We start from the raw sequence: 23,246 nt of genomic DNA, 5'->3' as shown, positions 1-23,246 counted from the left end.
GAAAGGCCATGACCGATATGCCGGAGCCTGTCACCGCCCCCAACCGCTCGCTGGTTCGACGAACCGGGAGGAGCCTTCTGCTGTTTCTGGGTGTTTTGCTCGCGACTACCGCCCTCGTAGTACTACTCAGCGCTGTCCTGATGAACATGTTCGACAGCGCCGAGCAATGGCAAGCCTGGCGAACCGACCACTACTGGCCGCTCTTCACCTGGCGCTTGATGCTTTATATCGCACTGTCCGTTGCCTGGTTCAAATTCAAGGCACGGTTATCGAACTCAGAACGCTCGAAACGGCGCAAAGGCCTGTTGAAGATCGAGGTGATGGTGATCCTATTATTTCTGATGGTTGAGCTGAGCAAGGTGCTGTATCAGGCAGGGGGTGATTTGTGACGCTCTACACCAACGATTATTTGGAGTACTACCTGACGTTGGTCGGTTGGATCATCAACAACGGTATCTGGGCGATGATTTCAGATACCGGACTATTCGCCCTGCCCTTCTGCATCATCGTTATTCGAGAGTGGCTGAAAGTCCGTGGTGAGGGGGCCGATGAGGGCAACAAAGGCGTTCTCTCACTGGCACGTATCGAGACCAATATCTACGTTGGCTACATCGTCGTCGCATTCTTCGCTGTACCAGCTGTCAATGTGAGCTTTGATACCTTGGCATTTGATCAGAGTAGAGCTCAGCAATGTCAATACAACTTACCAAAACCAACAGACACAGGCTGGAACACAACATTCAGCTCACTGGGAGGAAAGAGCGCCCAGATGCCCATGTGGTGGGCATTGATGCATGCATTATCAAAGGGAATAACCAGTGGCGCTGTAGCAGCAATTCCCTGCGGAACTGATCTTCGGCAAATACGGATGGAGGTCAATAACACCAAGATCAACAACCCGTTATTGGCTCAGGAAATCGGCGACTTCACTCATGATTGTTATGGACCCTCCCGCGCACGTCTCTTTATGCATCAGCCTAACCTGGGAGCAAAAGCCGATGCCCCAAAATTCTTGCAAGACCTCAGTTGGATAGGCTCTCACTTTTTGCTGAGCACTTCGGGCTACTACGACACGGACTACTCTAAAACACCCAGAACTTCTTGGCCCTATAACGCATCTCGCGATGTGGGTTTGCCGCAAGTAACTGGCGGCGGGGGTTATCCAACTTGCAAACAATGGTGGTCGGATAGCGGAGTGGGGCTGCGGGATCGTATCAAGGCACAAGTGTCGCCGGACCTAATGACCAAAATGCTCGGCTGGGCAAAGTGGCTATCCCCGGAAGAAACGACCGACTCGCTTGTCCGGCAACTGGTCTCGCCGTCGAACCAGGTGAAAGGGGATGTTTATACGGACTACGGGGGGCAAATCAACGGAACCATTTGGAATGGGACAGCCCGGGCAGCGGGGACTCTCGGAGTTGCATTAGGATCTATGGCTTATTTCCCAGCGATGGACATGGTTCGCCAGGCGCTACCGATGGTCATGGCGTTCTTGAAGATGGCAATGGTGATATGTATCCCGCTGGTACTGATTGTCGGGGCATATCAGCTGCAGGTCGCCATGACTCTGACTGTGGTGTTTTTTGCGCTGATCTTCGTGGACTTCTGGTTTCAGCTGGCAAGATGGGTTGACAGCACAATACTCGATGCGCTGTATGGCGCAGGATCGCCACATCTGTCATTTGATCCCGTGATGGGGCTGAACACTGCAACTCAGGACGCCATCTTAAACTTCGTAATGGGGTCTATGTTCATTGTCCTGCCTCTATTCTGGATAGGTGCGCTAGGGTGGGCTGGAATTAGGGCTGGGAATGCGCTGGAGGGACTATCAAGAGGTACGCAATCTGTAGAAAAAGCAGGGGCCGAAGGAGGCGAATTTGCAAAAAACAAAATCAAGTAAGAAATACTACCTCATCAAAAATTCACAGCAAACGTAAATTAATTCAAGAAATCATCATCATACTTTGGATGGAACAAAGGATTGTTCTGATTTTCTAGAGAGTATGGATCATTATCAGACACAGAGTTAAAAGGCTCGTAACTACTCTTCGGTACTAGCGATGAAGGAGAGCCCCTCCCTAAAGCCAAGGCCAGAAAAATAAGACCAATAGACAGGATGGCCATGAACGCATGGGCCAACCAAACCCAGGAATAAACCGCAACTGCGATCAGAACCAGACGCTTGACCCAACGCAGGGTCCGGTTCTGACTGCACCAAACGAAGCGCGCAGCCTGACCCAGGCCATAGCCTAAGCGACTAGCTACTCCTTGAGAGGTCTGTACGGTCATGGTGCGTCTCCTTCTTACCCGACGTAGGGGCGATTTGACATTACTTATAATACTGATTTTTCTCTGCTGCAAGACCACGAGACGGACGGCCTTTGCCTTAGGCAACAGATGCCCGTTTCTTTCACTGCAAAAATGGCCCAAAAGGAAAAGGTCTTGTAGAAGCGAATGGAATGGTTCACAAGGGTAAAAGCCCTACCCGAAAGGGCCGCTTTTAGCGGATAAAGGGACCAATCTCATCAAGGATTCTCTCGCGGCGTACAAACTTCAATTAACTCTTCTTCTGTAAAATTACTAAGCAAAGAAAAGTATTCCGATCTGGACTCAACCGTCAATGGCTGGATAGAACCTAAATCAATAAGAGTAGAGACTGCCTCGTCTGGAGTCATTTCGCTAGTGAGTGGAACTCTCTGCCTCGAATAATAAACCTTGTCAGATGCAACGGCTACATCCAGTAAGTTACGCACTTCGCCGTAACGAGGATAGCGCGCGGCAGTTAAAAACACGCCATCAAAAACGACCATTACACTATCAACGTGAGGAATAATATATTTAGCTAAGGCGACAACAAGAGGAAGGTTATTGTTCCACTTTGCATGCTCGTCTTCAAGATCATTTTTTACACTAGCAAAAAGAATGATCTCATCACACTTATTGTCACGAATCAAATCACAAAGTGCCCAAACATTATCTGAGGTCGATTTCGTAGCGTAGCGAAGTGAAACCATCATTTTTTCCTCACATGGTCGATCTGCGGCACCGTGCCCTTAGACCGAAACGACGATAATTCTGCATTCCTTTCTCCGTCACCACCATAGAAAGATGGCTCTTCGCCAAAAGAAATACCCGAGACCACCAGTGATCCTTTCCCCTTGCTTGTCCCCCCATTGATAGGAGAAAAGCCTGCCCCATGAATCATTTACGGAGCAGGCGATGTTCTCTATTTTCCGCCGCAATAAAGCGCTACCCGCCCAAAGCCCCTCCCCAAACGGTTTTATACAGCCGGCCTCTAGCCAAGCACTACTGGCATCGCCACGCCGTCAGAAACTACTGGAGAACATTTGGCAGCGCGCATCGTTATCTCGCTCACAGTTTGTCGAGCTCTATCGGCGTCCACTTGAGCGCTACGCGGAGTTGGTCCAGCAGCTCCCTGCTTCGCAAAACCACCATCATGCACACCCGGGCGGCATGCTGGATCACGGGCTTGAAATCGTCGCCTATGCCTTGAAGATTCGACAGAGCTACCTGCTACCTATAGGCGCACCGCCGGAGTCTCAATCAGCACAGGCTGAGGCCTGGACTGCCGCCGCGGCTTATGGCGCTCTCATACACGACCTCGGCAAGATCGCCGTCGACATGCACGTAGAGCTGACAGGAGGGAAAACATGGCACCCCTGGCACGGCCCGATCGATCGTCCCTATCGATTCCGCTACGTAAAAGGACGAAATTACCAACTTCACGGAGCCGCTGCCGCACTGATCTACGCGCAGATCCTCTCCTCTGAAATCTTAGATTGGCTCAGTAACTTCCCCGAAGTGTGGTCGCAGTTAATCTTCATCTTCGCTGGTCAGTACGAACATGCCGGCATTTTGGGCGAGATCGTGGTCAAGGCCGATCAGGCGTCCGTCGCACAGGAACTCGGAGGAAATCCAGCCCGCGCGCTGACCGCGCCCAAACAATCTTTGCAGCGTCAACTGGCAGACGGGTTGCGTCACCTGGTCCGAGATACATTCAAACTGAATCAACCCGATGGACCGTCAGATGGATGGCTGACACAGGATGCTCTTTGGCTGGTTAGCAAGCCTATTGCTGATCAATTGCGAGCCTATTTGCTGACCCAAGGCGTTGAGGGTGTACCCAGTTCGAACGCACCTTTCTTCAACATGCTGCAAGATCAGGGGGTGATCCAAACCAATGCCCAGGACAAGGCAATCTGGAAAGCCACGATAGACAATGGTCGTGGCTGGCGAAATACCTTCACCCTTCTGAAGCTCTCACCGGCACTGATCTGGAATGATCCAAATGATCGGCCCACAGCTTACGCAGGGACTCTTGAGGTGGAAGCTGGCAACCCGGCAGAAGACTCTGCAGTTGAAAATAACGTCGCCACACCGGCAAAAAAGTTGCCTTCGGAGATTCAATCCAGCCCTGTGCCGGCGCCTTTAGCACCGGCACAGCCATCGCCGTTCGAACTCCCGCAGCATTCCTCGAGCAGTACCGATGAATTTGACGAGCTACTGGCGCTCCTTGGTAATATCAATGAGCCATCAGAAGACGCCAAAAATAATGAGGTCTCAGCGGCACATACCGCGCCTCCGAAACGGGGTGACATGCAGCCTTCCCAAACCTCCAATCAAGGAGGTGCGCCAATAGCAATAATCGAAGAAGTCACTCCGATGCCTAGCAATAACACCGAGATCGGTCAGGGATTTGTTGAATGGCTTAAGAAAGGCATCGCATCCCGGACCATCATTATCAACGATACCAAAGCACTGGTTCATACCGTAGCAGGGACGGCTATGCTGGTAACGCCTGGAATTTTCAAACGCTACGTCCTTGAATTCCCCCATATCGAACAGCAAGCCAAAGTACAGCAAGTCAGCGCCTGGCAGCTGGTTCAACGTAGTTTCGAGAAACAGAAACTTCATCGAAAAACACATAAGAGCCTGAATATTTGGACCTGTGACGTTGTTGGACCTCGTAAATCCAAGCAGCTCAAGGGGTACTTACTACTAGACCCGCGAACAATCTTCTCTGAGGTCCCCTTCGACAATATCAGCCTGTCCTTGAAGTCAGAAGCAACGGAGCCGCCACAATGACGACCCCCTCGAATCTGACGGAGGAATACATCTTTGCCCATGATCTGCGGCCTGCCAGTGCAAAGATCTATCGTGCCTCGACCAAAGCACTACTTAAGCATTTCCGAACGGCCTCAGTTGAGGAGATCGATCATCGTGCGGTTCTGACATGGCGAAAAAAAGTCCTTGAGAACGGATTATCCAAACGCAGCTGGAACACCTATTCAAATCACCTTCGAACTGTTTGGGGCTACGCCATAGAACACGGCCTGATGACCCATACCACGATCAACCCATTCAAGAAAACCAGCGTTATCCCACCAAAGCGAGCAAGCAAGACAATCAATGGAGACGCCATCCAACGAGCACGCAACTGGCTCATATCCCTTGTAGGCCAAGAACGTTGTACGCATGAACGTAGCCAGATCACACCTGCCTGGTTCTGGCTCAGCGTCTTCGAGATGTTTTATTACACAGGCATACGTCTGAATGCACTGCTGTGCCTGCGCTACAAAGATATCGACTGGGACAGCCAGATGATATTGGTCCGCGGTGAAACAGAGAAGACCCATCGGGAGTTTTTCCTCCCCATTATGGAAGGACTCGCTCCACACTTATCCAGGATCCTGGGGGAGGCCGAGAAAATCGGTTTTTCACCAGACGATCAGCTGTTCAACGTCAACAGATTCTCCCGCCATTACCATGGCAAGGAAATGAACATCGACCAGGTGGAGTCAATGTACGGCAAGCTCACCGATAAGATCGGCGTGCGCATGACCCCTCACCGCTTCAGACACACATTAGCAACAGACTTGATGAAGCAGCCGGAGCGAAACATCCATCTCACGAAAAGCCTGCTGAATCACTCGAATCTAGCGACAACTATGAATTACATAGAGGCGGACTACGACCATATGCGTGCTGTTCTGCATGAGCGGAGTCTGGCTCAGGGCGCTCTAAGACGAGTGAGACGGGTTGATCCAAGTGGCACACCCTCTGCCTCCTTCCCCGCCAAGACAGGTGTGCATTCACAGGAAACCGCTAAATCAGAGCCCAAGAAGCTGCCAGCTCCACAACAATCTAGCAGCACAGAGGTCAGTATTGATCGGCCGACCAAGTCGACTGGCCGAAGCGCGCTACAGAGGGCTCTCGAGCTCGCATCTGCGCAACTGCATCGCGAGTCAATGACATGCTCTATGGACCCACCAGTAGATCAATCAGAGCAGAGTCTACTATTGACGCTAATGGCTAGCGGGCTTGGTGTCGGCACACTCAGGAAACGCACCTCAACTGAGCATTCAATGCGAAGCTCATCATTTTTCCGAGCATCGCCCTAGAACGCTCATAATCAAAGCGCACTGGCTATAGGGAATTCTGGTTGGCCAGTGGCTTTCGCTCGCCCGGAATAAAGCACCAGGTCGAACCCCGGATTTTTCAGACGAATGGTACGACTTTGCTCAAGGCACAAAAAAAAGGCGCCATAAAGGCGCCTTTTTTCATTAAATATGGTCGGGGTAGGGGGATTCGAACTCCCGACATCCTGCTCCCAAAGCAGGCGCGCTACCGGACTGCGCTATACCCCGGAATGCACATCGCAAAACCGATGCACATTGACATCATGACGAACCGAAACTACTGTTCGCCTCAGACGGCTGCATGTCTACGGCGATATCTAAGTGCTCTAACACTTTCCAAAACCGTAAAACCGCCTCTATCAGAGCTAGAACCTCTGATTCTAAGATTTGATTCCAGCGTGAACTGGTCTCAAAAATGGTGGGTCGTGTGGGATTCGAACCTACGACCAATTGGTTAAAAGCCAACTGCTCTACCAACTGAGCTAACGACCCAAATATGGTCGGGGTAGGGGGATTCGAACTCCCGACATCCTGCTCCCAAAGCAGGCGCGCTACCGGACTGCGCTATACCCCGATTTGAAATTGGCTCCGTGACCAGGACTCGAACCTGGGACCCAATGATTAACAGTCATTTGCTCTACCGACTGAGCTATCACGGAACTACATATTTCAAATTTACTGCTGTGTAACCTTCTCTTCGACCCTGTCCGTATCGCTACGTTAGCGTCTCTGAGGCGCGCTATTCTACAATCTTAAAAACCCCTGTCAACCCTTTAAATTGCTTTTAAGACAATGATTTGCGCTTCTTTCTGATTTCTTCTTGGGGAGAAGAAACCCGTGGGCTGACGTTGCTGCGGGGCGCACTTTACAAGCCTTTGCCTTACAGTTCAACGCCCTATCGAAAAAAAAGGCCTCGCAATGCGAGGCCTCTTGTTATTACACCGGGTGCTGGCCTCAGTGGAAGACGATTTCGTCGTCTTTCACCGTTGCCGTGACGCGAGTGCCCGGCATAAAGCTGCCCGACAGGATCAACTGTGCCAGCGGGTTCTCGATCCAGCGCTGGATCGCACGCTTCAACGGCCGTGCGCCATACACCGGGTCGTAGCCCACTGCGATCAGCTTGTCCAACGCCTCGCCGCTCAGCTCAAGGTCGAGCTCACGCTCAGCCAGGCGACTGCGCAGGCGGCCCAACTGGATTTCGGTGATACCCGCAATCTGATCCCGTGCCAGAGGCTCGAAGATCACCACTTCATCCACCCGGTTGATGAATTCCGGGCGGAAGTGGGTGGTCAAGGCGTCCATCACCGCTGCGCGCTGGGCTTCGCGATCCCCCACCAGTTCCTGGATCTGTGCCGAGCCCAGGTTGGAGGTCATCACGATCACCGTATTGCGAAAGTCCACCGTACGCCCGTGGCTGTCCGTCAAGCGACCATCTTCCAGCACCTGCAGCAAAATGTTGAACACATCCGGGTGCGCCTTCTCGACCTCATCCAGCAGGATCACCGAGTAAGGCTTGCGTCGCACGGCCTCGGTCAGGTAACCGCCCTCCTCGTAGCCCACATAGCCTGGTGGTGCGCCGATCAGGCGAGCCACCGAGTGTTTCTCCATGAACTCGGACATATCAATGCGCACCATGGCCTCTTCAGTATCAAAGAGGAACTCGGCCAGGGCCTTGCACAGCTCAGTCTTACCTACGCCGGTCGGGCCGAGGAACATGAACGAGCCGCTTGGACGGTTCGGGTCGGACAAGCCGGCACGGGAACGCCGTACCGCATTGGATACCGCCACCACAGCCTCTTCCTGACCGATGACGCGCTGGTGCAACAAACTTTCCATTTTCAGCAGTTTGTCGCGCTCGCCTTCGAGCATTTTCGAGACTGGAATGCCGGTCCACTTGGAGACTACTTCGGCGATCTCCTCCTCGGTCACCTTGCTGCGCAGCAACTGGTTCTCAGGCTTGCCGTGCTGGTCGACCATCTGCAGGCTGCGTTCCAGGTCCGGAATCACACCATATTGCAACTCAGCCATGCGGCTCAGATCGCCTTTACGACGCGCGGCTTCCAGTTCCTGACGGGACTGCTCGATTTTCTGCTGGATCTGCGCCGAACCCTGTACTTCGGCTTTTTCCGAGGTCCAGATTTCTTCGAGGTCCGAATACTCACGCTCCAGACGGACGATTTCTTCCTGAAGTTTTTCCAGGCGTTTCTTCGCTGCCTCGTCCTCTTCTTTCTTCAACGCCTGGGATTCGACTTTCAGTTGAATCAGGCGCCGATCCAGGCGGTCGAGCACTTCCGGCTTGGAGTCAATCTCCATGCGAATGCGGCTGGCCGCTTCGTCGATCAAGTCGATGGCCTTGTCCGGCAACTGACGATCGGTGATGTAGCGATGACTCAGCTTGGCCGCCGCAATGATTGCGCCATCCGTGATCGCCACCTTATGGTGGACCTCATAGCGTTCTTTCAGGCCCCGCAGGATCGCGATGGTGTCTTCTTCGCTTGGCTCTTCCACCAGCACTTTCTGGAAACGCCGCTCAAGGGCCGCATCCTTTTCAATGTACTGACGGTATTCGTTAAGCGTGGTCGCACCGACGCAATGCAACTCGCCCCGCGCCAAGGCCGGCTTGAGCATGTTGCCAGCATCCATGGAGCCTTCGCCTTTACCGGCGCCGACCATGGTGTGCAGTTCGTCGATAAACAGAATGATCTGGCCTTCCTGCTTCGACAATTCATTAAGCAGGGATTTCAGTCGTTCTTCGAACTCACCACGGAACTTGGCACCGGCGATCAGGGCCCCCATGTCCAGGGACAACAGGCGTTTGCCTTTTAAGCCGTCCGGCACTTCACCATTAATGATGCGCTGGGCCAGGCCTTCGGCAATCGCGGTTTTACCCACGCCAGGCTCACCGATCAGCACCGGGTTGTTCTTGGTGCGACGCTGCAGGACCTGGATGGTGCGACGAATCTCATCGTCACGACCAATCACCGGGTCGAGCTTGCCTTCTTCTGCACGCTTGGTCAGGTCGACGGTGTATTTGTCCAGGGCCTGGCGCGACTCCTCATGGTTGGGGTCGTTCACGGGCTCGCCGCCACGCAGGTTGTTGATAGCGTTTTCCAGGGCTTTCTTGCTCACGCCCTGCCCCAGCAACAATTTGCCGAGCTTGCTGTTGTCGTCCATGGCGGCGAGCAGCACCAGTTCGCTGGAGATGAACTGGTCACCCTTCTGCTGGGCCAGGCGGTCCGCCTGATTGAGCAGGCGCGCCAGGTCCTGGGACATATTCACGTCGCCGGTAGGGTTTTGAATTTTCGGCAGTTGGTCGAGCTCTTTACTCAACTCCTTGCGCAGGCTGTTGATGTCAAAGCCCACCTGCATCAACAAGGGTTTGATAGAACCACCTTGTTGCTCCAGGAGCGCCTGCATCAAGTGTGCCGGCTCAATCGCCGGATGGTCGAGGCCGACCGCCAGGGATTGGGAGTCCGATAAGGCCAACTGCAATTTGCTGGTTAAACGATCAATACGCATTAGTCACCTTCCTTTTGAGCAGGCCGGAGCTATGAACAAACACATCCTGAATGAAGAAACCTGCCAGATACCCTTATAGATGGGGTGGATTCTGGGGGTTTCAAGCGGCGGACTGTTGATACAGGTCAGGACAGTCTAGCGTTCAAGCCAGATAAGGGAGGCGAATCGGCCCGTACGCGGGCTGCGGCGATAAGAAAAGAAGCGTGTATCGGTCACGGTGCAAAAACCACCACCATATACAGCGGCGACACCGTTTGCTGCCAGACGCAGGCGCGCCAGCTGGTAGATGTCGGCCATGAACTTGCCGGGGTTGTGGCTGGGAACAAAGGCTTCAGCGGTGGCCGGCAGTTGCTGCATGAACGCTTCACGTACCTCCGGGCCGACCTCAAAGGCTTGCGGGCCAATGGCTGGGCCGAGCCAGACCAGGACGTCTTCAGGAGCAGTATCCAGGCTTTCGAATGCGGCCTCCAGCACGCCAGCCGCCAAGCCACGCCAACCGGCATGGGCTGCGGCAACCCGGGTACCCGCACGATTACAGAACAGCGCAGGCAGGCAATCGGCGGTCATGGATGTGCAGGCGATGCCGGGGGTGCTGGTCCAACTGCCATCTGCCTCGACGGTAAGGCCTGGATCGGCCTCAACCACGTGAGTACCGTGGACTTGGCGCAACCAGGCAGGCTGGATATCGAAGGCGCTGCTCAGACGACGGCGATTTTCAAGGACGGCCTCAAGGCTGTCCTCGACGTGATCGCCCAGGTTGAGGCTGTCGAACGGCGCCAGACTGACACCGCCCGCACGAGTCGTGACGCAGGCTTTGACCTGAGACGGCGCGGGCCAGTCAGGAATCAGCCAGTCACTCATCCGATAAACGCCTCACGATCCTGCTTGAGCAGCGACAACAACCAGACCAGGTCGTCTGGAAGTGGCGATTCCCAACTCATGCGCTTACCGCTCGTCGGATGATCCAGTTCCAGGAAGCGTGCGTGCAGTGCCTGGCGCGGGAAGGACTTCAGCGATTCGACCATTGTCTGGCTTGCCGCCGGCGGAATACGGAAGCGCCCACCGTAGGCAGGATCGCCGACCAACGGGAAGTTGATATGCGCCATGTGCACGCGAATCTGGTGGGTGCGCCCGGTCTCCAGCTTGACCCGCACATGGGTGTGGGAGCGGAAACGCTCCAGCACACGGTAGTGGCTGACGGCTTGCTTGCCACCTTCCATCACCGCCATACGCTGGCGCTGCTGGCCATGGCGACCAATCGGGGCGTTGATCTTGCCCCCGGCCACCACCACACCGATCACGATGCACTCGTAGATCCGGCTGACGCTGCGACTCTGCAACTGAGTAACCAGTTGCGTCTGCGCCTGAATGGTCTTGGCCACCACCATCAAACCGGTGGTGTCCTTGTCCAGACGGTGCACGATGCCGCAGCGCGGGACATTGATGATGTCCGGGACGTGGTGCAACAGGGCATTGAGCAAAGTGCCATCAGCGTGCCCGGCAGCCGGGTGAACCACCAGGCCAGCGGGTTTGTTGATGACCAGGATGTCGTCGTCTTCATAGACGATATCCAGCTCGATGTCCTGGGCGACCCATTCTCCCTGGGCTTCCTGCTCGGCAGTCAGCTCAAGAATCGCACCGCCATGAACTATGTCTCGCGGGCGGATAACCGCTCCATCCACAGTCAGGCGGCCGTCTTTGATCCAGGCGGAAAGGCGCGAGCGCGAGTGCTCAGCGAATAATTGTGCGGCGACTTGATCGAGGCGTTGGCCGCCCAATTCGGACGGCACCTCTGCGCGAAGTTCAATTTTATCGGACATGCTCAGACTAGGCGTGGCACAGCCTTTGGTTTCGGCTGCGCGCTTGTGGTTAAATACGGCGTCTTTTGCCCCGAGGCTTTCAACGGGGCGCTCATCATAACAGGACGGCCCCGCCCAAGACAGCGGCCGTCATAGGGACGCAAGCCGCCATGCAAGTGAAACACCTGCTGCTGATCGCCATCCTCGCCATGACTGCTGCTTGCTCGTCAACAAAGGACGTCGTCGACGAAAACCTGAGCGAAGTCGAGCTGTACCAGCAAGCTCAGACAGACCTGGACAATAATAGCTACACCAGCGCCACAGCGAAGCTGAAGGCATTGGAGTCGCGCTACCCATTCGGCCGCTATGCCGACCAGGCCCAGTTGGAGCTGATCTACGCCAACTACAAGAACGCCGAGCCGGAAGCTGCCAAGTCCGCCGCCGAGCGTTTTATCCGCCTGCACCCACAGCACCCGAACGTGGACTACGCCTACTACATGAAAGGCCTGACCTCGTTCGACCAGGACGTTGGCCTGCTGGCGCGCTTCCTGCCGCTGGACATGACCAAGCGTGACCCGGGCGCTGCACGCGACTCCTACAACGAGTTCGCCCAGCTGACCAGCCGCTACCCCAACAGCCGCTACGCGCCGGACGCCAAGCAGCGCATGATCTACCTGCGCAACCTGCTGGCCTCCTACGAAATCCACGTGGCCCACTACTACCTGACCCGTCAGGCCTACGTAGCTGCCGCCAACCGTGGCCGCTATGTTGTGGAGAACTTCCAGGAAACCCCATCCGTGGGCGACGGCCTGGCGGTGATGACCGAGGCTTACCAGCGTCTGCACCTGGACACCCTGGCGACCACCAGCCTGGAAACCCTGAAGCTCAACTACCCAGATCACCCAAGCCTGAAAGATGGCCAGTTCGTGCCTCAGGTTGCCGAAGCCGACAACCGTTCGTGGCTGAGCAAGTACACTTTGGGCCTGATCGAGTCTCGTCCGCCACTGCCGCCGGGTGAAACCCGCGCCAACCAGGACGTGATCAAGCAGTACCAGGACGCCAAGGATGCCATCCCTTCGGACCTCAAGCCTCACGACGAGAACGGCGACGTTATCGAAGAAGAGGAGCCGCAGGCCCTTGGCAACAACGAAGACCGTTCGTGGTTCAGCTACATGACCTTCGGTGTGTTCGACTGATTGTTCGACGCAACGCAAAAGGGAGCTCTGAAGGAGCTCCCTTTTTTATGAGCGAGTATTTATTGCGCTGTGCGCCTGTGGCCAGCTTGGCTAAACTGGCGCATTCCTTGTCGAGAAACTGCCCATCATGCTTCGTCTACTGTTCTGGATTGCCGTCATTGCTGCCGCGGTATGGTTCTGGCGCAAATTCAAAAACCCTGCAGCCCGCCAGCAACGACCTGCCGAGCCGAACGCAGCGCTGATGGTGCGATGCGCCCACTGCGGCGTGCACCTGCCGCAGGATCGCGCACTGAGTTCGCGCCAGGAGTGGTACTGCACCCAGGCGCACCTGGAACAAGGGCCGAAGTCTATCCAGCGTTGAGGCGACCTGCCGGGGCATAAGGCGCCGGATCAATGATCGGAGCCCGCCCCAACAGCAAGTCGGCGAACAACTGGCAGGAGGCAGGTGCGAGTACCAGGCCATTGCGGTAATGCCCGCAATTGAGCCACAAGCCCTGAAAGCCGGGAACCTCTCCGATATAGGGGATACCTTCCGGCGAACCGGGCCTCAACCCCGCCCAATGCCCGACTACCTCGGCGTCCGCCAAGGCGGGGATCAGTTCCACCGCAGACGCCTTGAGGCTCGCCAACGCAGTTTCGGTCGGCGTCTTGTCGAACCCCTCATGTTCCAATGTGCTTCCAATCAGAATGTGCCCATCGCGGCGGGGGATTGCATAGCGCCCCTTGGCCAAGACCATGCTGGATAAAAAGTCGGACGCGCACTTGTACAGGATCATTTGGCCTTTGACCGGCTCCACGGGAAGGGTCATGCCCAGTGTGCTCAGCAACTGCCCGCTCCAGGCCCCGGCGGCGAGCACCACCTGATCGGCAAAAACCGGTCCCGTAGCAGTGTTCACCCCCACCACGCGATTGTTGTTCTGCACAAAACCCGACACTTCGCAGTGCTCGTGAATCGTCACATCCGGCAACGCCAGCAGCGCCGCCTTCAAGGATTTAACCAGGCGAGGGTTGCGCACATTGGCCACATCGGCCATGTAGATCGCCCGGGAGTAGCCGCCTCCCAGCGCCGGCACGGCATCATGAGCCTGGGACACATCCACCTTGCTCAATGGCCGCCCTTCACGCGCAGCCCAGGCCAATGCATCAGCCTCATCATCCAGGTCAAGCCAGTACAAACCCGTGGTATGAACCTCGGGATCGACACCGGTTGCGGCAAACAAGCGCTGTGCCAACTGCGGATAGAAATCCTGGGACCAATGGGCCAAGGCAGTCACGGCCGGGCTATAACGCCATGGATACAACGGTGAGACAATTCCGCCACCCGCCCAGGAAGACTCCTGCCCAAGCCCCACACGCTCCAGCAGCATGACTGCACGCCCTTCTCTGGCAAGGTTGTACGCCGTCAACAGCCCGATTACTCCGCCGCCGACAATCACCACTTGCTGTTGCTTTGCCATCATCTGATCCCGCCGATAAACAGGGAAAGGCGCGCCCGGCGCCCACTCTTCAAGCACTCTCATCACTGCCCCCAGCAGACTTTGCGCGACATTTCAGGCGCCGCTCCCGGGTTGCTTCGCATACCGGTGCTGCTCAAGCTGAAAGCTGCACACGCGTCGTCCGCCATGACTGAGTCCACGGCAGGCGTAGCGAGCAAGTCGAAATCCTGGGGGTTTAAAATCACACTGATTCTATAGTGATCGTTACCCGCAATGGCGCCGCCCGCATCAATAAAAGTGCCGTTTCTGGTATATGCGCGCTCCAGGTGCTGGGCTTGCTCGCTCAGCAACGCGACTATTTGCGCGCGATACACCTTTTTTACCTGGCCGATGTACCCGGGATACGCAATGCCGGCCAACAACGCAACGATCGCCACGGCGATCAATAACTCCATCAGGGTAAAGCCCTGGCTATCCATGCCCATCCCATTGCTCCTTATTGAAGTTGCCGCCATGAAATCCGTCGAAACCTGACGTTGCCGCCCTCCTCCACCCGTGCATAAACCGACTCCAGCACCGTGCGCGATTGGCCTGTAAGGCCCACGGCAGTGATGCGAAAGAGCGCTGCCCGTGTATCGGGCGGCAAATGAGCCAGCCCTGCTCCTTCCCCCAGGGATTGAACGCCATAAAACCCACCCCTCAAGGCCAACCAGGTGACCGCTGAGACAGGGTTTGCCCCTGCGCCAGTCAAGGAAAATGCTTCATTGGGCGGTACACACGTAATAACCGAGTTGCACACAGGCATCGCAGGGCCGCCCCTCTGCACAACCGACTCCCCCAGCCGCAAACCGCTCTCAGCAGACTGAAAGGATTGATTACGCTGCCACAGGCTACTCGCGACTTTTTGCTGGGCGACCGCCCCCTGTATCGACGACAGCCCCAGCTGCGATAACAACAGCAGGAATACCAGACTGATCAGCAGCACCATCCCGTTCTGCCGTACCCGAATACCGCCAAGCATCGACATCGCCCCTAACCCAACCGATTTCGCAGCGCCGCGACGACACTGTAGGTCTGATCCTTAACCCGCCCAGTTGGGTCTTGCAGAGTCATGGAGATACGCACACTACGTACCAAAGAACTGTCAGCCGAATGGCTGTCGTAACGCACCACAACCGTTGATGCAGGCTCAGCCGCCAAGCCAAAACTGATGTCGAATGCACGCACGTTATCAATCAGTACCGCCTTTGCCGGTGCTGCCGGAGTACTGACCTTCAACTGGCCCGATTCATAGGTGTAGGTGAGCTGGCGTATGCCAAAGCGGATCAGGCCAGGGGCGGCGGCAGGCGCTGCCCCCTCATACGCATGGGCCGTCTCCTTGCAGTCGGACAACACCGTCCAGTCGGGCTTGCCAGCGCCGTCACCGATGTACGCGGTGACCAACGTCAGCGACCTTGAACTTCCCGACGCGTCCCAGCTTATCGGTCGATCGAAGGCAGCCGGGGCGTTGTCGATAACGGTCGCGGCCAAACATCCCAACATGCCTGCCTGACGAATGTCCTGTGTGATCTTGCCCAGGGCAAGCCGCGCATCATCCTGCAGCACCATGGCGGCCTGCTGGCTGTCGTGAGTCAATCGTGAACTTATGAGCACCTGACTCACCCCCAACACCAGCACCAGCCCGACGGCGAGTGCCAGCAACAACTCCACCAGGCTGAAACCTCGGGCATGACGATTCATTGCAAGGCTCCCTGCTCACTGGTGACTCGGCTGGTCAGCGTGAAGGTTTCCCGTGCTCCTGGGGTGCCTGCTGAGCGGCGATCCTCCCAACTGATGCTGATGGTGACCTCATGCCCGCTTACCGCCACGGATCCCTTGGCATCCTTGCCAGCAAAACCAATGATATTGGCCTCGAAATCGTGCAGGTCCAGGTCGCGCACACTGGCGGCCGAAGTGTTGGGCGGCCCCGACTCGTCCCTCCCCCACGTGTAATCCGCACCAGCATTGGCGCGAATTCGGTCGAGCATGTCGTAGGCGATAAAGCTGGCTTGGCTGATCATCCTGGCGCTGTCGGTGTACTTGAGCGCGTTGAGCTGAAGCATTGCAGCGCCCATCAGGCCGACAGCCAGGATCAACAGCGCTATCAGCACCTCGATCAGCGTCATGCCGGATTGGTGCCGATGCGCGGAGCGCAGGAAAAATCGATTCGGGCGGGCAGGCATTACCGTCGTCATCCATGTCGAAGGCCGGAAAAAAGCAGGCAAACCCTGCTGTGCGATCCAAGACTAGCGGCGGATTTCGAGCAGCGCTGCTGCCGGAACAAAGGGAAATACTTTGGACATAAAGGCCATCACCCAGCATTCGCGGCCAGGCGCTATACCTAGGTCTGCAACTCGAAGATTCACTCGTGTCCATGGAGGGAACGCACATGACACAACGAGGGTTCACCCTGATTGAAATGCTGCTGGGGCTGATCGTCACCAGCTTCCTCGCGCAATTGGCCGTACCCGGTTTCAAAGGTTTGCTTGAATCGCAGCAACGACAAAGCGTGGCCCAATCACTTGCCGCCGGACTGCGTTACGCACGCATGGAGGCCATCACGCGCAATCAGGCGGTGGTCATTCATGCAAACGACAGGGACTGGAGCCTGGGGTGGCGGGTGATACTGGATGTCAGTGGACGCGGCCATCAGGACGACGACAACCCGGTGCTGCTGGAGCGCCAGGGTGATGGTCGCGTGCCAGTGGCAGGCAATGGCCCGGTCACGGACCAGGTGCGTTTCAGCGGCTTGGGAGAACCGGTTTTCGCCGGCGGAGGCTTCCGTGCCGGCACCGTGCATGTGTGCGACACGAGCCAGGCACAGAGCCTGTATCAGATCGTGCTGGCCCCCAGCGGACGCATCAGCCTGCGCAGTGACAAGACCGAGCAGGCATTATGCCGAGCCGATGCCGGCATTGTTGGCGTCAGAGCAGCGAGCGGACCCGCAGTTCCTTCGGCATCGAGAACGTGATGTTCTCTTCACGACCTGCCAGCTCATCGGCGCCAGTAGCGCCCCAGGCCTGCAACTGCTGGATCACGCCGCGTACCAGCACTTCCGGTGCGGAGGCGCCTGCCGTGATGCCGATACGCTCGACACCATCGAACCAACTGCGCTGCATGTCTTCGGCACCGTCGATCAGGTACGCCGGCGTAGCCATGCGCTCGGCCAGCTCACGCAGGCGGTTGGAGTTGGAGCTGTTAGGGCTGCCGACCACCAGCACTACGTCACACTCATTTGCCAGTTGCTTGACCGCATCCTGGCGGTTTTGCGTGGCGTAGCAGATGTCATCCTTGCGCGGGCCGCCAATGGCCGGGAACCGCGTGCGCAGGGCATCGATTACGCGGCTGGTGTCGTCCATGGACAAGGTGGTCTGGGTCACGAAGGCCAGGCGTTCCGGATTGTGCACCTGCAAGTTGGCGACGTCTTTCTCGTCCTCGACCAGGTAGATAGCACCGCCGTTGCTGGCGTCGTATTGGCCCATGGTGCCTTCTACCTCCGGGTGACCGGCGTGGCCGATCAGGATGCACTCACGACCGTCGCGGCTGTAGCGCGCCACTTCGATATGCACCTTGGTCACCAGTGGGCAGGTGGCATCGAACACCTTGAGGCCACGGCCCGCCGCTTCGGTACGTACAGCCTGGGAAACACCGTGGGCACTGAAGATGACGATCACGTCGTCGGGCACCTGATCGAGTTCTTCGACAAAGATCGCCCCGCGCGCGCGCAAGTCTTCGACCACAAATTTGTTATGGACGACTTCATGGCGCACATAAATCGGCGGCCCGAAGACTTCCAGGGCGCGATTGACGATTTCGATCGCCCGGTCCACGCCGGCGCAGAAGCCACGGGGGTTGGCGAGTTTGATTTGCATGCTGTGCCTCGTGTATTGCAGCCACATTGAGTCAATTTGACACTGACTCAACCGACAATGGAGATCAAAGGTGGGAGGGGGCTTGCTCCCGATATAGGTATATCAGTCTGCACATTTAGCTGATACACCGCTATCGGGAGCAAGCCCCCTCCCACATTTTAGACCGCGTACGGTCGGTTACAGCACTTTGACGTCGATAATCTCGACGTCAAAGGTCAACGTCTTGCCGGCCAACGGGTGATTGAAGTCGATGGTCACTTGCGCGTCATCAAATGCTTTCACCACGCCAGGCAATTCAGTGTTCGCCGCATCATTGAAGATCACCAGCAAGCCTTCCGACAGGTCCATGTTCTGGAACTGCGAACGGGGGATGATCTGCACGTTTTGCGGGTTGGGCTGGCCAAAGGCGTTTTCCGGCAGGATTTGCAGGGTGCGCTTGTCACCGGCCTTGAAACCGAACAGTGCCGCTTCGAAACCCGGCAGCAGGTTGCCGTCGCCGACCTTGAAGGTCGCGGGGGCCTTGTCGAACGTGCTGTCGACCGTGTCGCCATTCTCCAGACGCAGTGCGAAATGCAAAGTGACTTCCGTGTTCTGGCCGATGCGTTGCTCAGCCAATACCTGATCAGTCATTGACGGTTTCTCCGGTTTTCTTGCTCTTGAACATATCCAGCGCCAGCATGATTGCGCCGACGGTGATAGCGCTGTCGGCAAAGTTGAACGCCGGGAAGTAGTGGCGGTTCTGCCAATGCACCAGGATAAAGTCGATCACATGGCCCAGGGCGATGCGGTCATACAGGTTGCCCAGCGCGCCACCCAACACCAGGGCCAGCGCGATGGCCAGCCAGGTGTCGTCGCGGCCCAGGCGCTTGAGCCACACCACCAGCACGGCACTTACTACCACGGCGATCACAGCAAACAGCCAGCGCTGCCAGCCACCGCCGTCAGCGAGGAAGCTGAAGGCGGCGCCAGTGTTGTAGGCCAGGGTCCAGCTGAAGTAATCCGGGATCACCACGATTTGCTGGAACATTTCCAGGGAGCCCTCGAAGTGAGCCTTGCTGACCTGGTCAATGACCAGGACCAGCAGGCTCAGTACGAGCCAGCCCAGACGTCCGAAACGACTGTCTGCATTAGGCATAGTGGCGAACCTCGCCTTCACCGCTGATGTTGTCGACACAACGACCGCAGATTTCCGGGTGCTCAGGGTTCACGCCGACGTCTTCACGGCAGTGCCAGCAACGAGCGCACTTGGGGAAGGCCGACTTGACCACTTTGAGCTTAAGGCCAGGCACTTCGGTAGCCACCGCATCTGCCGGAGCCTGGGTAAACGGCGCCAGGCTCGCAGTAGAGGTGATCAGCACGAAGCGCAGCTCGTTGCTCAGCTTGGCCAGGTCGGCGGTCAGGCCGTCTTCGGCAAACAGGGTGACTTCGGCTTGCAGGTTGCCACCCACGGCCTTGGCCGCACGCTGGACTTCCAGTTCCTTGTTCACCGCAACCTTGACGGCCATCACGCCTTCCCAGTACTCGCGGCCCAGTTCGAAGTCAGCCGGCAGTTCGGTCAGGCCTTCGTACCAGGTGTTGAGCATGACGGACTCGTTACGCTCGCCCGGCAGGTACTCCCACAGTTCGTCAGCGGTGAATGCCAGAATCGGTGCGATCCAGCGCACCAGCGCTTCGCTGATGTGGTACAGCGCGGTCTGCGCCGAACGGCGCGCCTTGCTGTTGGCGCCAGTGGTGTACTGGCGGTCCTTGATGATGTCGAGGTAGAAACCACCCAGCTCCTGCACGCAGAAGTTGTGGATCTTGGAGTAGACGTTCCAGAAGCGGTATTCGCCGTAGTGTTCCTGCAACTCGCGCTGCAGCAACAAGGTACGGTCCACAGCCCAACGGTCGAGGGCGAGCATGTCTTCGGCCGGCAGCAGGTCGCTGGCCGGGTTGAAGCCGGTCAGGTTCGACAGCATGAATCGCGCGGTATTGCGGATACGGCGGTAGGCGTCGGCGCTGCGGGCCAGGATCTGGTCCGAGACGGCGATTTCACCCGAGTAATCGGTGGAAGCCACCCACAGGCGCATGATGTCGGCGCCCAAGGTGTCGTTGATCTTTTTCGGCTCGATCACGTTCTTCAGCGATTTGGACATCTTGCGGCCCGTCTCGTCGACGGTGAAGCCGTGGGTCAGCAGCTCGCGGTACGGCGCATGGTTGTCGATGGCGCAACCGGTGAGCAACGACGAGTGGAACCAGCCACGGTGTTGGTCCGAACCTTCCAGGTACAGGTCGGCACGCGGGCCGGTCTCGTGGCCCATCGGGTGCGAACCACGCAGCACATGCCAGTGAGTGGTGCCCGAATCGAACCACACGTCGAGGGTGTCGCTGATCTTGTCGTACAGCGGCGCTTCGTCGCCCAGCAGCTCGGCAGCGTCCAGCTTGAACCAGGCTTCGATGCCTTCCTGCTCGACACGCTGGGCCACGACTTCCATCAGCTCGACGGTGCGCGGATGCAGCTCACCGCTTTCCTTGTTCAGGAAGAACGGGATCGGCACGCCCCAGTTGCGCTGGCGGGAGATGCACCAGTCCGGACGGTTGGCGATCATGGAGTGCAGGCGCGCCTGACCCCAGGACGGGACGAACTTGGTGTCTTCGATGGCCTTGAGCGAGCGTACACGCAAGGTGTCGCCGCTGGTCGGCTCTTTGTCCATGCCGATAAACCACTGCGCCGTAGCGCGGTAGATCAGCGGGGTCTTGTGACGCCAGCAATGCATGTAGCTGTGCTGGATGGCGGCGGTTTGCATCAACGCACCGACTTCACGCAGCTTTTCGATGATCGGCTGGTCAGCCTTGAAGATGAACTGGCCACCGAAGAACTCGAGCGAAGGCACGTATACGCCGTTGCTCTGCACCGGGTTGATGATGTCGTCGTTGACCATGCCGTACTTCTTGCAGATCACGAAGTCGTCCACGCCATAGGCAGGCGAGCAGTGGACAATGCCGGTACCCGAACCCAGCTCGACGTAGTCAGCCAGGTACACTGGCGACAGACGGTCATAGAACGGGTGACGGAAGTTGATCAGTTCCAGCGCGGAGCCGGTGGCGGTGGCGATCACCGAGCCTTGCAACTCGTAGCGGACAAGGCACGACTCGACCATTTCTTCGGCCAGCACCAACAGGCGATCACCGACATCCACCAGAGCGTAGGTGAATTCCGGGTGCACGTTCAGCGCCTGGTTGGCCGGGATGGTCCACGGGGTGGTGGTCCAGATCACGATGGCAGCCGGCTTGGCCAGGCTTGCCAGGCCGAATGCCTCGGCCAGCTTGGCGTCATCGGCAATCGGGAAGGCCACGTCGATGGTCGACGACTTTTTGTCTTCGTATTCGACTTCCGCTTCGGCCAGGGCCGAACCGCAGTCAAAGCACCAGTTCACGGGCTTGAGACCCTTGAACACGAAGCCGCCCTTGACGATTTCAGCCAAGGCACGGATTTCACCGGCCTCGTTCTTGAAGTTCATGGTCTCGTAGGGGTTGTCCCACTCGCCCAGCACGCCCAGGCGAATGAATTCGGACTTCTGCCCTTCGATCTGCTCGGTGGCGTAGGCACGGCAGAGTTCGCGGGTCTTGTCCGCGCCCAGGTTCTTGCCGTAGGTCACTTCGACTTTGTGCTCGATCGGCAGGCCATGGCAGTCCCAGCCCGGAACGTACGGCGCGTCAAAGCCCGACAGGGTTTTGGAGCGCAGGATCATGTCCTTGAGAATCTTGTTCAGCGCATGACCGATATGAATCGTGCCGTTGGCATAAGGAGGGCCGTCGTGCAGGACGAATTTCGGACGATCCTTGCCAATTTCGCGCAACTTTCCGTACAGGCCAATACTGTTCCAGCGCTGCAGGATCTGCGGTTCGCGCTGTGGCAGGCCGGCCTTCATTGGGAAGGCGGTGTCCGGAAGGTTTAGCGTGGCTTTATAGTCGGTCATTTAAGGCTCTTCGGTTAGCGATGGGCGCTAGGTGCGGCTAGTGCACGGGCGGCGGCGACATCCGCATTGATCGCCGTTTTCAACGCCTCCAGGGAGGCGAAACGCTGCTCTTCACGCAGCTTCTGGTGGAAAACCACCGTCAAACGCCGGTCGTATAAATCACCGGCAAAATCCAAAAGGTGAACTTCCAGGTGGGCCTTGCCATCACCTGCAACCGTGGGCCTGACGCCTATATTGGCGACTCCCGGCCACGATTGGCCGTCGATGTCGACGCTGACCAGGTAAACCCCGGTCAGCGGCACACGGCGGCGCTTGAGTTGCACGTTGGCAGTTGGCGTGCCCAATTGGCGCGCCAGCTTCTGGCCGTGCAGTACCCGCCCGGCAATGCGGAAGGGGCGACCGAGCAAACGCTCGGCCAGGTCGAAGTCGGCGGCAGCCAAGGCGTTACGCACCTGGGTGCTGCTCACACGCAGGCCGTCCAGTTCGACGGTTTGGGCGGCTTCAACGGTAAAGCCCTGGTTGACGCCGGCATGTTGCAGGAAATCGAAATCCCCGACCCGATCGCAACCGAAATGGAAGTCGTCACCGACCTCCAGGTGTTGTACACCCAGGCCATCGACCAGGATGCGGTCGACGAACTCGGCGGCGCTGAGGCTGCGCAAACGCTGGTTGAAAGCCAGGCAGAGGACGCGGTCCACGCCCTCCTCCGCCAGCAGTTGCAGCTTGTCGCGCAAGCGCGCCAAACGGGCCGGCGCTGTTTCCGGGGTAAAGAACTCCCGCGGTTGTGGCTCGAAAATCACCACGCAGCTGGGCACACCCAACTCGACCGCACGCTCGCGCAACCTTGCCAGGATAGCCTGGTGGCCACGGTGAACACCGTCAAAGTTGCCAATAGTGGCGACGCAGCCCCGATGCTCGGGGCGCAGGTTGTGGAGACCTCGAACCAGCTGCATAACGCGCTTCTTGCTCATAAAGTGGTCGATTAT

General features: G+C 57.3%; 22 protein-coding genes and 4 tRNA genes. 7 read left to right on the top strand and 19 right to left on the bottom strand.

Going from position 1 to position 23,246, the window contains the following annotated elements; genetic code table 11:
* Positions 1-8 precede the first annotated feature (8 nt).
* A complete protein-coding gene (locus J1G33_RS25000; RefSeq protein WP_223018964.1) occupies positions 9-389 on the top strand; it encodes a hypothetical protein in 381 nt (126 codons plus the stop codon).
* Entirely contained in the window at positions 386-1,900 is a 1,515-nt protein-coding gene (locus J1G33_RS24995; RefSeq protein WP_223018963.1) for a conjugal transfer protein TraG N-terminal domain-containing protein, read from the top strand. The genes J1G33_RS25000 and J1G33_RS24995 overlap by 4 nt, the downstream gene beginning before the upstream one ends.
* A gap of 38 nt (positions 1,901-1,938) precedes the next feature.
* Here J1G33_RS24995 and J1G33_RS24990 read toward each other — a convergent pair whose 3' ends face one another.
* Together J1G33_RS24990 and J1G33_RS24985 are read right to left on the bottom strand one after the other, a co-directional pair.
* A complete protein-coding gene (locus J1G33_RS24990; protein ID WP_223018962.1) occupies positions 1,939-2,289 on the bottom strand; it encodes a hypothetical protein in 351 nt (116 codons plus the stop codon).
* 236 nt (positions 2,290-2,525) lie between these two features.
* A complete protein-coding gene (locus J1G33_RS24985) occupies positions 2,526-3,014 on the bottom strand; it encodes a hypothetical protein (protein ID WP_223018961.1) in 489 nt (162 codons plus the stop codon).
* Positions 3,015-3,219: 205 nt separating this feature from the next.
* Between J1G33_RS24985 and mobH the strand changes: the two genes are divergently transcribed.
* Both mobH and J1G33_RS24975 read left to right on the top strand, forming a co-directional pair.
* Positions 3,220-5,106 carry a MobH family relaxase gene (mobH, locus tag J1G33_RS24980; protein WP_223018960.1) on the top strand — a complete coding sequence of 629 codons (1,887 nt, stop codon included), beginning with the start codon at positions 3,220-3,222 and terminating at the stop codon, positions 5,104-5,106.
* On the top strand, positions 5,103-6,422 hold the full coding sequence (locus tag J1G33_RS24975) for a site-specific integrase (RefSeq protein ID WP_223018959.1): 1,320 nt from the start codon (positions 5,103-5,105) through the stop codon (positions 6,420-6,422). Before mobH ends, J1G33_RS24975 begins: the two co-directional genes overlap by 4 nt.
* Positions 6,423-6,591: 169 nt before the next feature.
* On the opposite strand, the gene J1G33_RS24970 is transcribed toward J1G33_RS24975, so the two are convergent.
* From J1G33_RS24970 to rluD, 7 genes are all read right to left on the bottom strand, one after another.
* A tRNA-Pro gene (locus J1G33_RS24970) sits at positions 6,592-6,668 on the bottom strand.
* A 188-nt stretch (positions 6,669-6,856) separates the two neighbouring features.
* Positions 6,857-6,932 (bottom strand) — tRNA-Lys (locus J1G33_RS24965).
* A 5-nt stretch (positions 6,933-6,937) separates the two neighbouring features.
* Positions 6,938-7,014, bottom strand: a tRNA-Pro gene (locus J1G33_RS24960).
* Between the two features lie 9 nt (positions 7,015-7,023).
* Positions 7,024-7,099 (bottom strand) — tRNA-Asn (locus J1G33_RS24955).
* Between the two features lie 295 nt (positions 7,100-7,394).
* Positions 7,395-9,959, bottom strand: coding sequence for an ATP-dependent chaperone ClpB (gene clpB, locus J1G33_RS24950; protein ID WP_223018958.1), 2,565 nt, complete (start codon positions 9,957-9,959; stop codon positions 7,395-7,397).
* A gap of 135 nt (positions 9,960-10,094) precedes the next feature.
* On the bottom strand, positions 10,095-10,820 hold the full coding sequence (gene pgeF / locus J1G33_RS24945; protein ID WP_223018957.1) for a peptidoglycan editing factor PgeF: 726 nt from the start codon (positions 10,818-10,820) through the stop codon (positions 10,095-10,097).
* Complete coding sequence (rluD, locus tag J1G33_RS24940; protein WP_005784662.1) at positions 10,817-11,779, bottom strand: 23S rRNA pseudouridine(1911/1915/1917) synthase RluD; 963 nt, start codon at positions 11,777-11,779, stop codon at positions 10,817-10,819. Before rluD ends, pgeF begins: the two co-directional genes overlap by 4 nt.
* 149 nt (positions 11,780-11,928) lie before the next feature.
* Here rluD and J1G33_RS24935 point away from each other — a divergent pair, with 149 nt between their 5' ends.
* Together J1G33_RS24935 and J1G33_RS24930 are read left to right on the top strand one after the other, a co-directional pair.
* A complete protein-coding gene (locus J1G33_RS24935; protein ID WP_005784660.1) occupies positions 11,929-12,954 on the top strand; it encodes an outer membrane protein assembly factor BamD in 1,026 nt (341 codons plus the stop codon).
* Between the two features lie 127 nt (positions 12,955-13,081).
* Entirely contained in the window at positions 13,082-13,315 is a 234-nt protein-coding gene (locus J1G33_RS24930) for a PP0621 family protein (RefSeq protein WP_005784659.1), read from the top strand.
* On the opposite strand, the gene thiO is transcribed toward J1G33_RS24930, so the two are convergent.
* The 5 genes from thiO to pilV all read right to left on the bottom strand — a co-directional run bounded on the left by thiO (position 13,302) and on the right by pilV (position 16,612).
* Positions 13,302-14,411, bottom strand: coding sequence for a glycine oxidase ThiO (gene thiO / locus J1G33_RS24925; RefSeq protein ID WP_032877963.1), 1,110 nt, complete (start codon positions 14,409-14,411; stop codon positions 13,302-13,304). The two genes, J1G33_RS24930 and thiO, sit on opposite strands and share 14 nt — an antisense overlap.
* A gap of 62 nt (positions 14,412-14,473) precedes the next feature.
* Complete coding sequence (locus J1G33_RS24920) at positions 14,474-14,875, bottom strand: type IV pilin protein (protein WP_032877965.1); 402 nt, start codon at positions 14,873-14,875, stop codon at positions 14,474-14,476.
* Between the two features lie 11 nt (positions 14,876-14,886).
* Positions 14,887-15,417, bottom strand: coding sequence for a PilX N-terminal domain-containing pilus assembly protein (locus J1G33_RS24915; protein ID WP_032877967.1), 531 nt, complete (start codon positions 15,415-15,417; stop codon positions 14,887-14,889).
* Between the two features lie 5 nt (positions 15,418-15,422).
* On the bottom strand, positions 15,423-16,130 hold the full coding sequence (locus J1G33_RS24910) for a prepilin-type N-terminal cleavage/methylation domain-containing protein (protein ID WP_223018956.1): 708 nt from the start codon (positions 16,128-16,130) through the stop codon (positions 15,423-15,425).
* Positions 16,127-16,612 carry a type IV pilus modification protein PilV gene (gene pilV / locus J1G33_RS24905; RefSeq protein ID WP_005784655.1) on the bottom strand — a complete coding sequence of 162 codons (486 nt, stop codon included), beginning with the start codon at positions 16,610-16,612 and terminating at the stop codon, positions 16,127-16,129. The genes J1G33_RS24910 and pilV overlap by 4 nt, the downstream gene beginning before the upstream one ends.
* A 206-nt stretch (positions 16,613-16,818) precedes the next feature.
* Here pilV and J1G33_RS24900 point away from each other — a divergent pair, with 206 nt between their 5' ends.
* Positions 16,819-17,400, top strand: a complete 582-nt coding sequence (locus J1G33_RS24900; protein WP_078820257.1) for a GspH/FimT family pseudopilin — start codon at positions 16,819-16,821, stop codon at positions 17,398-17,400.
* Here the strand turns inward: J1G33_RS24900 and ispH are convergent.
* The 5 genes from ispH to ribF all read right to left on the bottom strand — a co-directional run bounded on the left by ispH (position 17,354) and on the right by ribF (position 23,213).
* Positions 17,354-18,301 (bottom strand): 4-hydroxy-3-methylbut-2-enyl diphosphate reductase, encoded by a 948-nt coding sequence (ispH, locus tag J1G33_RS24895; protein WP_005784653.1) that lies wholly within the window; start codon positions 18,299-18,301, stop codon positions 17,354-17,356. The two genes, J1G33_RS24900 and ispH, sit on opposite strands and share 47 nt — an antisense overlap.
* Positions 18,302-18,478: 177 nt before the next feature.
* Positions 18,479-18,916 (bottom strand): FKBP-type peptidyl-prolyl cis-trans isomerase, encoded by a 438-nt coding sequence (gene fkpB / locus J1G33_RS24890; RefSeq protein ID WP_177464497.1) that lies wholly within the window; start codon positions 18,914-18,916, stop codon positions 18,479-18,481.
* Positions 18,917-18,923: 7 nt separating this feature from the next.
* Complete coding sequence (gene lspA, locus J1G33_RS24885) at positions 18,924-19,436, bottom strand: signal peptidase II (RefSeq protein ID WP_032877979.1); 513 nt, start codon at positions 19,434-19,436, stop codon at positions 18,924-18,926.
* Positions 19,429-22,260 carry an isoleucine--tRNA ligase gene (gene ileS / locus J1G33_RS24880; RefSeq protein WP_223018955.1) on the bottom strand — a complete coding sequence of 944 codons (2,832 nt, stop codon included), beginning with the start codon at positions 22,258-22,260 and terminating at the stop codon, positions 19,429-19,431. Before ileS ends, lspA begins: the two co-directional genes overlap by 8 nt.
* A 14-nt stretch (positions 22,261-22,274) precedes the next feature.
* Complete coding sequence (ribF, locus tag J1G33_RS24875) at positions 22,275-23,213, bottom strand: bifunctional riboflavin kinase/FAD synthetase (protein ID WP_003188404.1); 939 nt, start codon at positions 23,211-23,213, stop codon at positions 22,275-22,277.
* Positions 23,214-23,246 lie beyond the last annotated feature (33 nt).

Origin of the sequence: Pseudomonas sp. P867 (assembly GCF_019891455.1) — a bacterium.
Lineage (GTDB): Bacteria > Pseudomonadota > Gammaproteobacteria > Pseudomonadales > Pseudomonadaceae > Aquipseudomonas > Aquipseudomonas synxantha_A.
The sequence above is the reverse complement of the archived record's forward strand: the minus strand, read 5'-3'. Positions and strand labels throughout refer to the sequence as shown.

Coding starts and splice junctions, on each gene's coding strand:
- thiO (WP_032877963.1), bottom strand. CDS start 14,411: ATGGCAAAGCAACAGCAAGTGGTGATTGTCGGCGGCGGAGTAATCGGG.
- J1G33_RS24915 (WP_032877967.1), bottom strand. CDS start 15,417: ATGTCGATGCTTGGCGGTATTCGGGTACGGCAGAACGGGATGGTGCTG.
- J1G33_RS25000 (WP_223018964.1), top strand. CDS start 9: ATGACCGATATGCCGGAGCCTGTCACCGCCCCCAACCGCTCGCTGGTT.
- clpB (WP_223018958.1), bottom strand. CDS start 9,959: ATGCGTATTGATCGTTTAACCAGCAAATTGCAGTTGGCCTTATCGGAC.
- J1G33_RS24985 (WP_223018961.1), bottom strand. CDS start 3,014: ATGGTTTCACTTCGCTACGCTACGAAATCGACCTCAGATAATGTTTGG.
- pgeF (WP_223018957.1), bottom strand. CDS start 10,820: ATGAGTGACTGGCTGATTCCTGACTGGCCCGCGCCGTCTCAGGTCAAA.
- ileS (WP_223018955.1), bottom strand. CDS start 22,260: ATGACCGACTATAAAGCCACGCTAAACCTTCCGGACACCGCCTTCCCA.
- J1G33_RS24930 (WP_005784659.1), top strand. CDS start 13,082: ATGCTTCGTCTACTGTTCTGGATTGCCGTCATTGCTGCCGCGGTATGG.
- lspA (WP_032877979.1), bottom strand. CDS start 19,436: ATGCCTAATGCAGACAGTCGTTTCGGACGTCTGGGCTGGCTCGTACTG.
- pilV (WP_005784655.1), bottom strand. CDS start 16,612: ATGCCTGCCCGCCCGAATCGATTTTTCCTGCGCTCCGCGCATCGGCAC.
- ispH (WP_005784653.1), bottom strand. CDS start 18,301: ATGCAAATCAAACTCGCCAACCCCCGTGGCTTCTGCGCCGGCGTGGAC.
- J1G33_RS24910 (WP_223018956.1), bottom strand. CDS start 16,130: ATGAATCGTCATGCCCGAGGTTTCAGCCTGGTGGAGTTGTTGCTGGCA.
- rluD (WP_005784662.1), bottom strand. CDS start 11,779: ATGTCCGATAAAATTGAACTTCGCGCAGAGGTGCCGTCCGAATTGGGC.
- J1G33_RS24920 (WP_032877965.1), bottom strand. CDS start 14,875: ATGGGCATGGATAGCCAGGGCTTTACCCTGATGGAGTTATTGATCGCC.
- J1G33_RS24990 (WP_223018962.1), bottom strand. CDS start 2,289: ATGACCGTACAGACCTCTCAAGGAGTAGCTAGTCGCTTAGGCTATGGC.
- ribF (WP_003188404.1), bottom strand. CDS start 23,213: ATGCAGCTGGTTCGAGGTCTCCACAACCTGCGCCCCGAGCATCGGGGC.
- mobH (WP_223018960.1), top strand. CDS start 3,220: ATGTTCTCTATTTTCCGCCGCAATAAAGCGCTACCCGCCCAAAGCCCC.
- J1G33_RS24935 (WP_005784660.1), top strand. CDS start 11,929: ATGCAAGTGAAACACCTGCTGCTGATCGCCATCCTCGCCATGACTGCT.
- J1G33_RS24975 (WP_223018959.1), top strand. CDS start 5,103: ATGACGACCCCCTCGAATCTGACGGAGGAATACATCTTTGCCCATGAT.
- J1G33_RS24900 (WP_078820257.1), top strand. CDS start 16,819: ATGACACAACGAGGGTTCACCCTGATTGAAATGCTGCTGGGGCTGATC.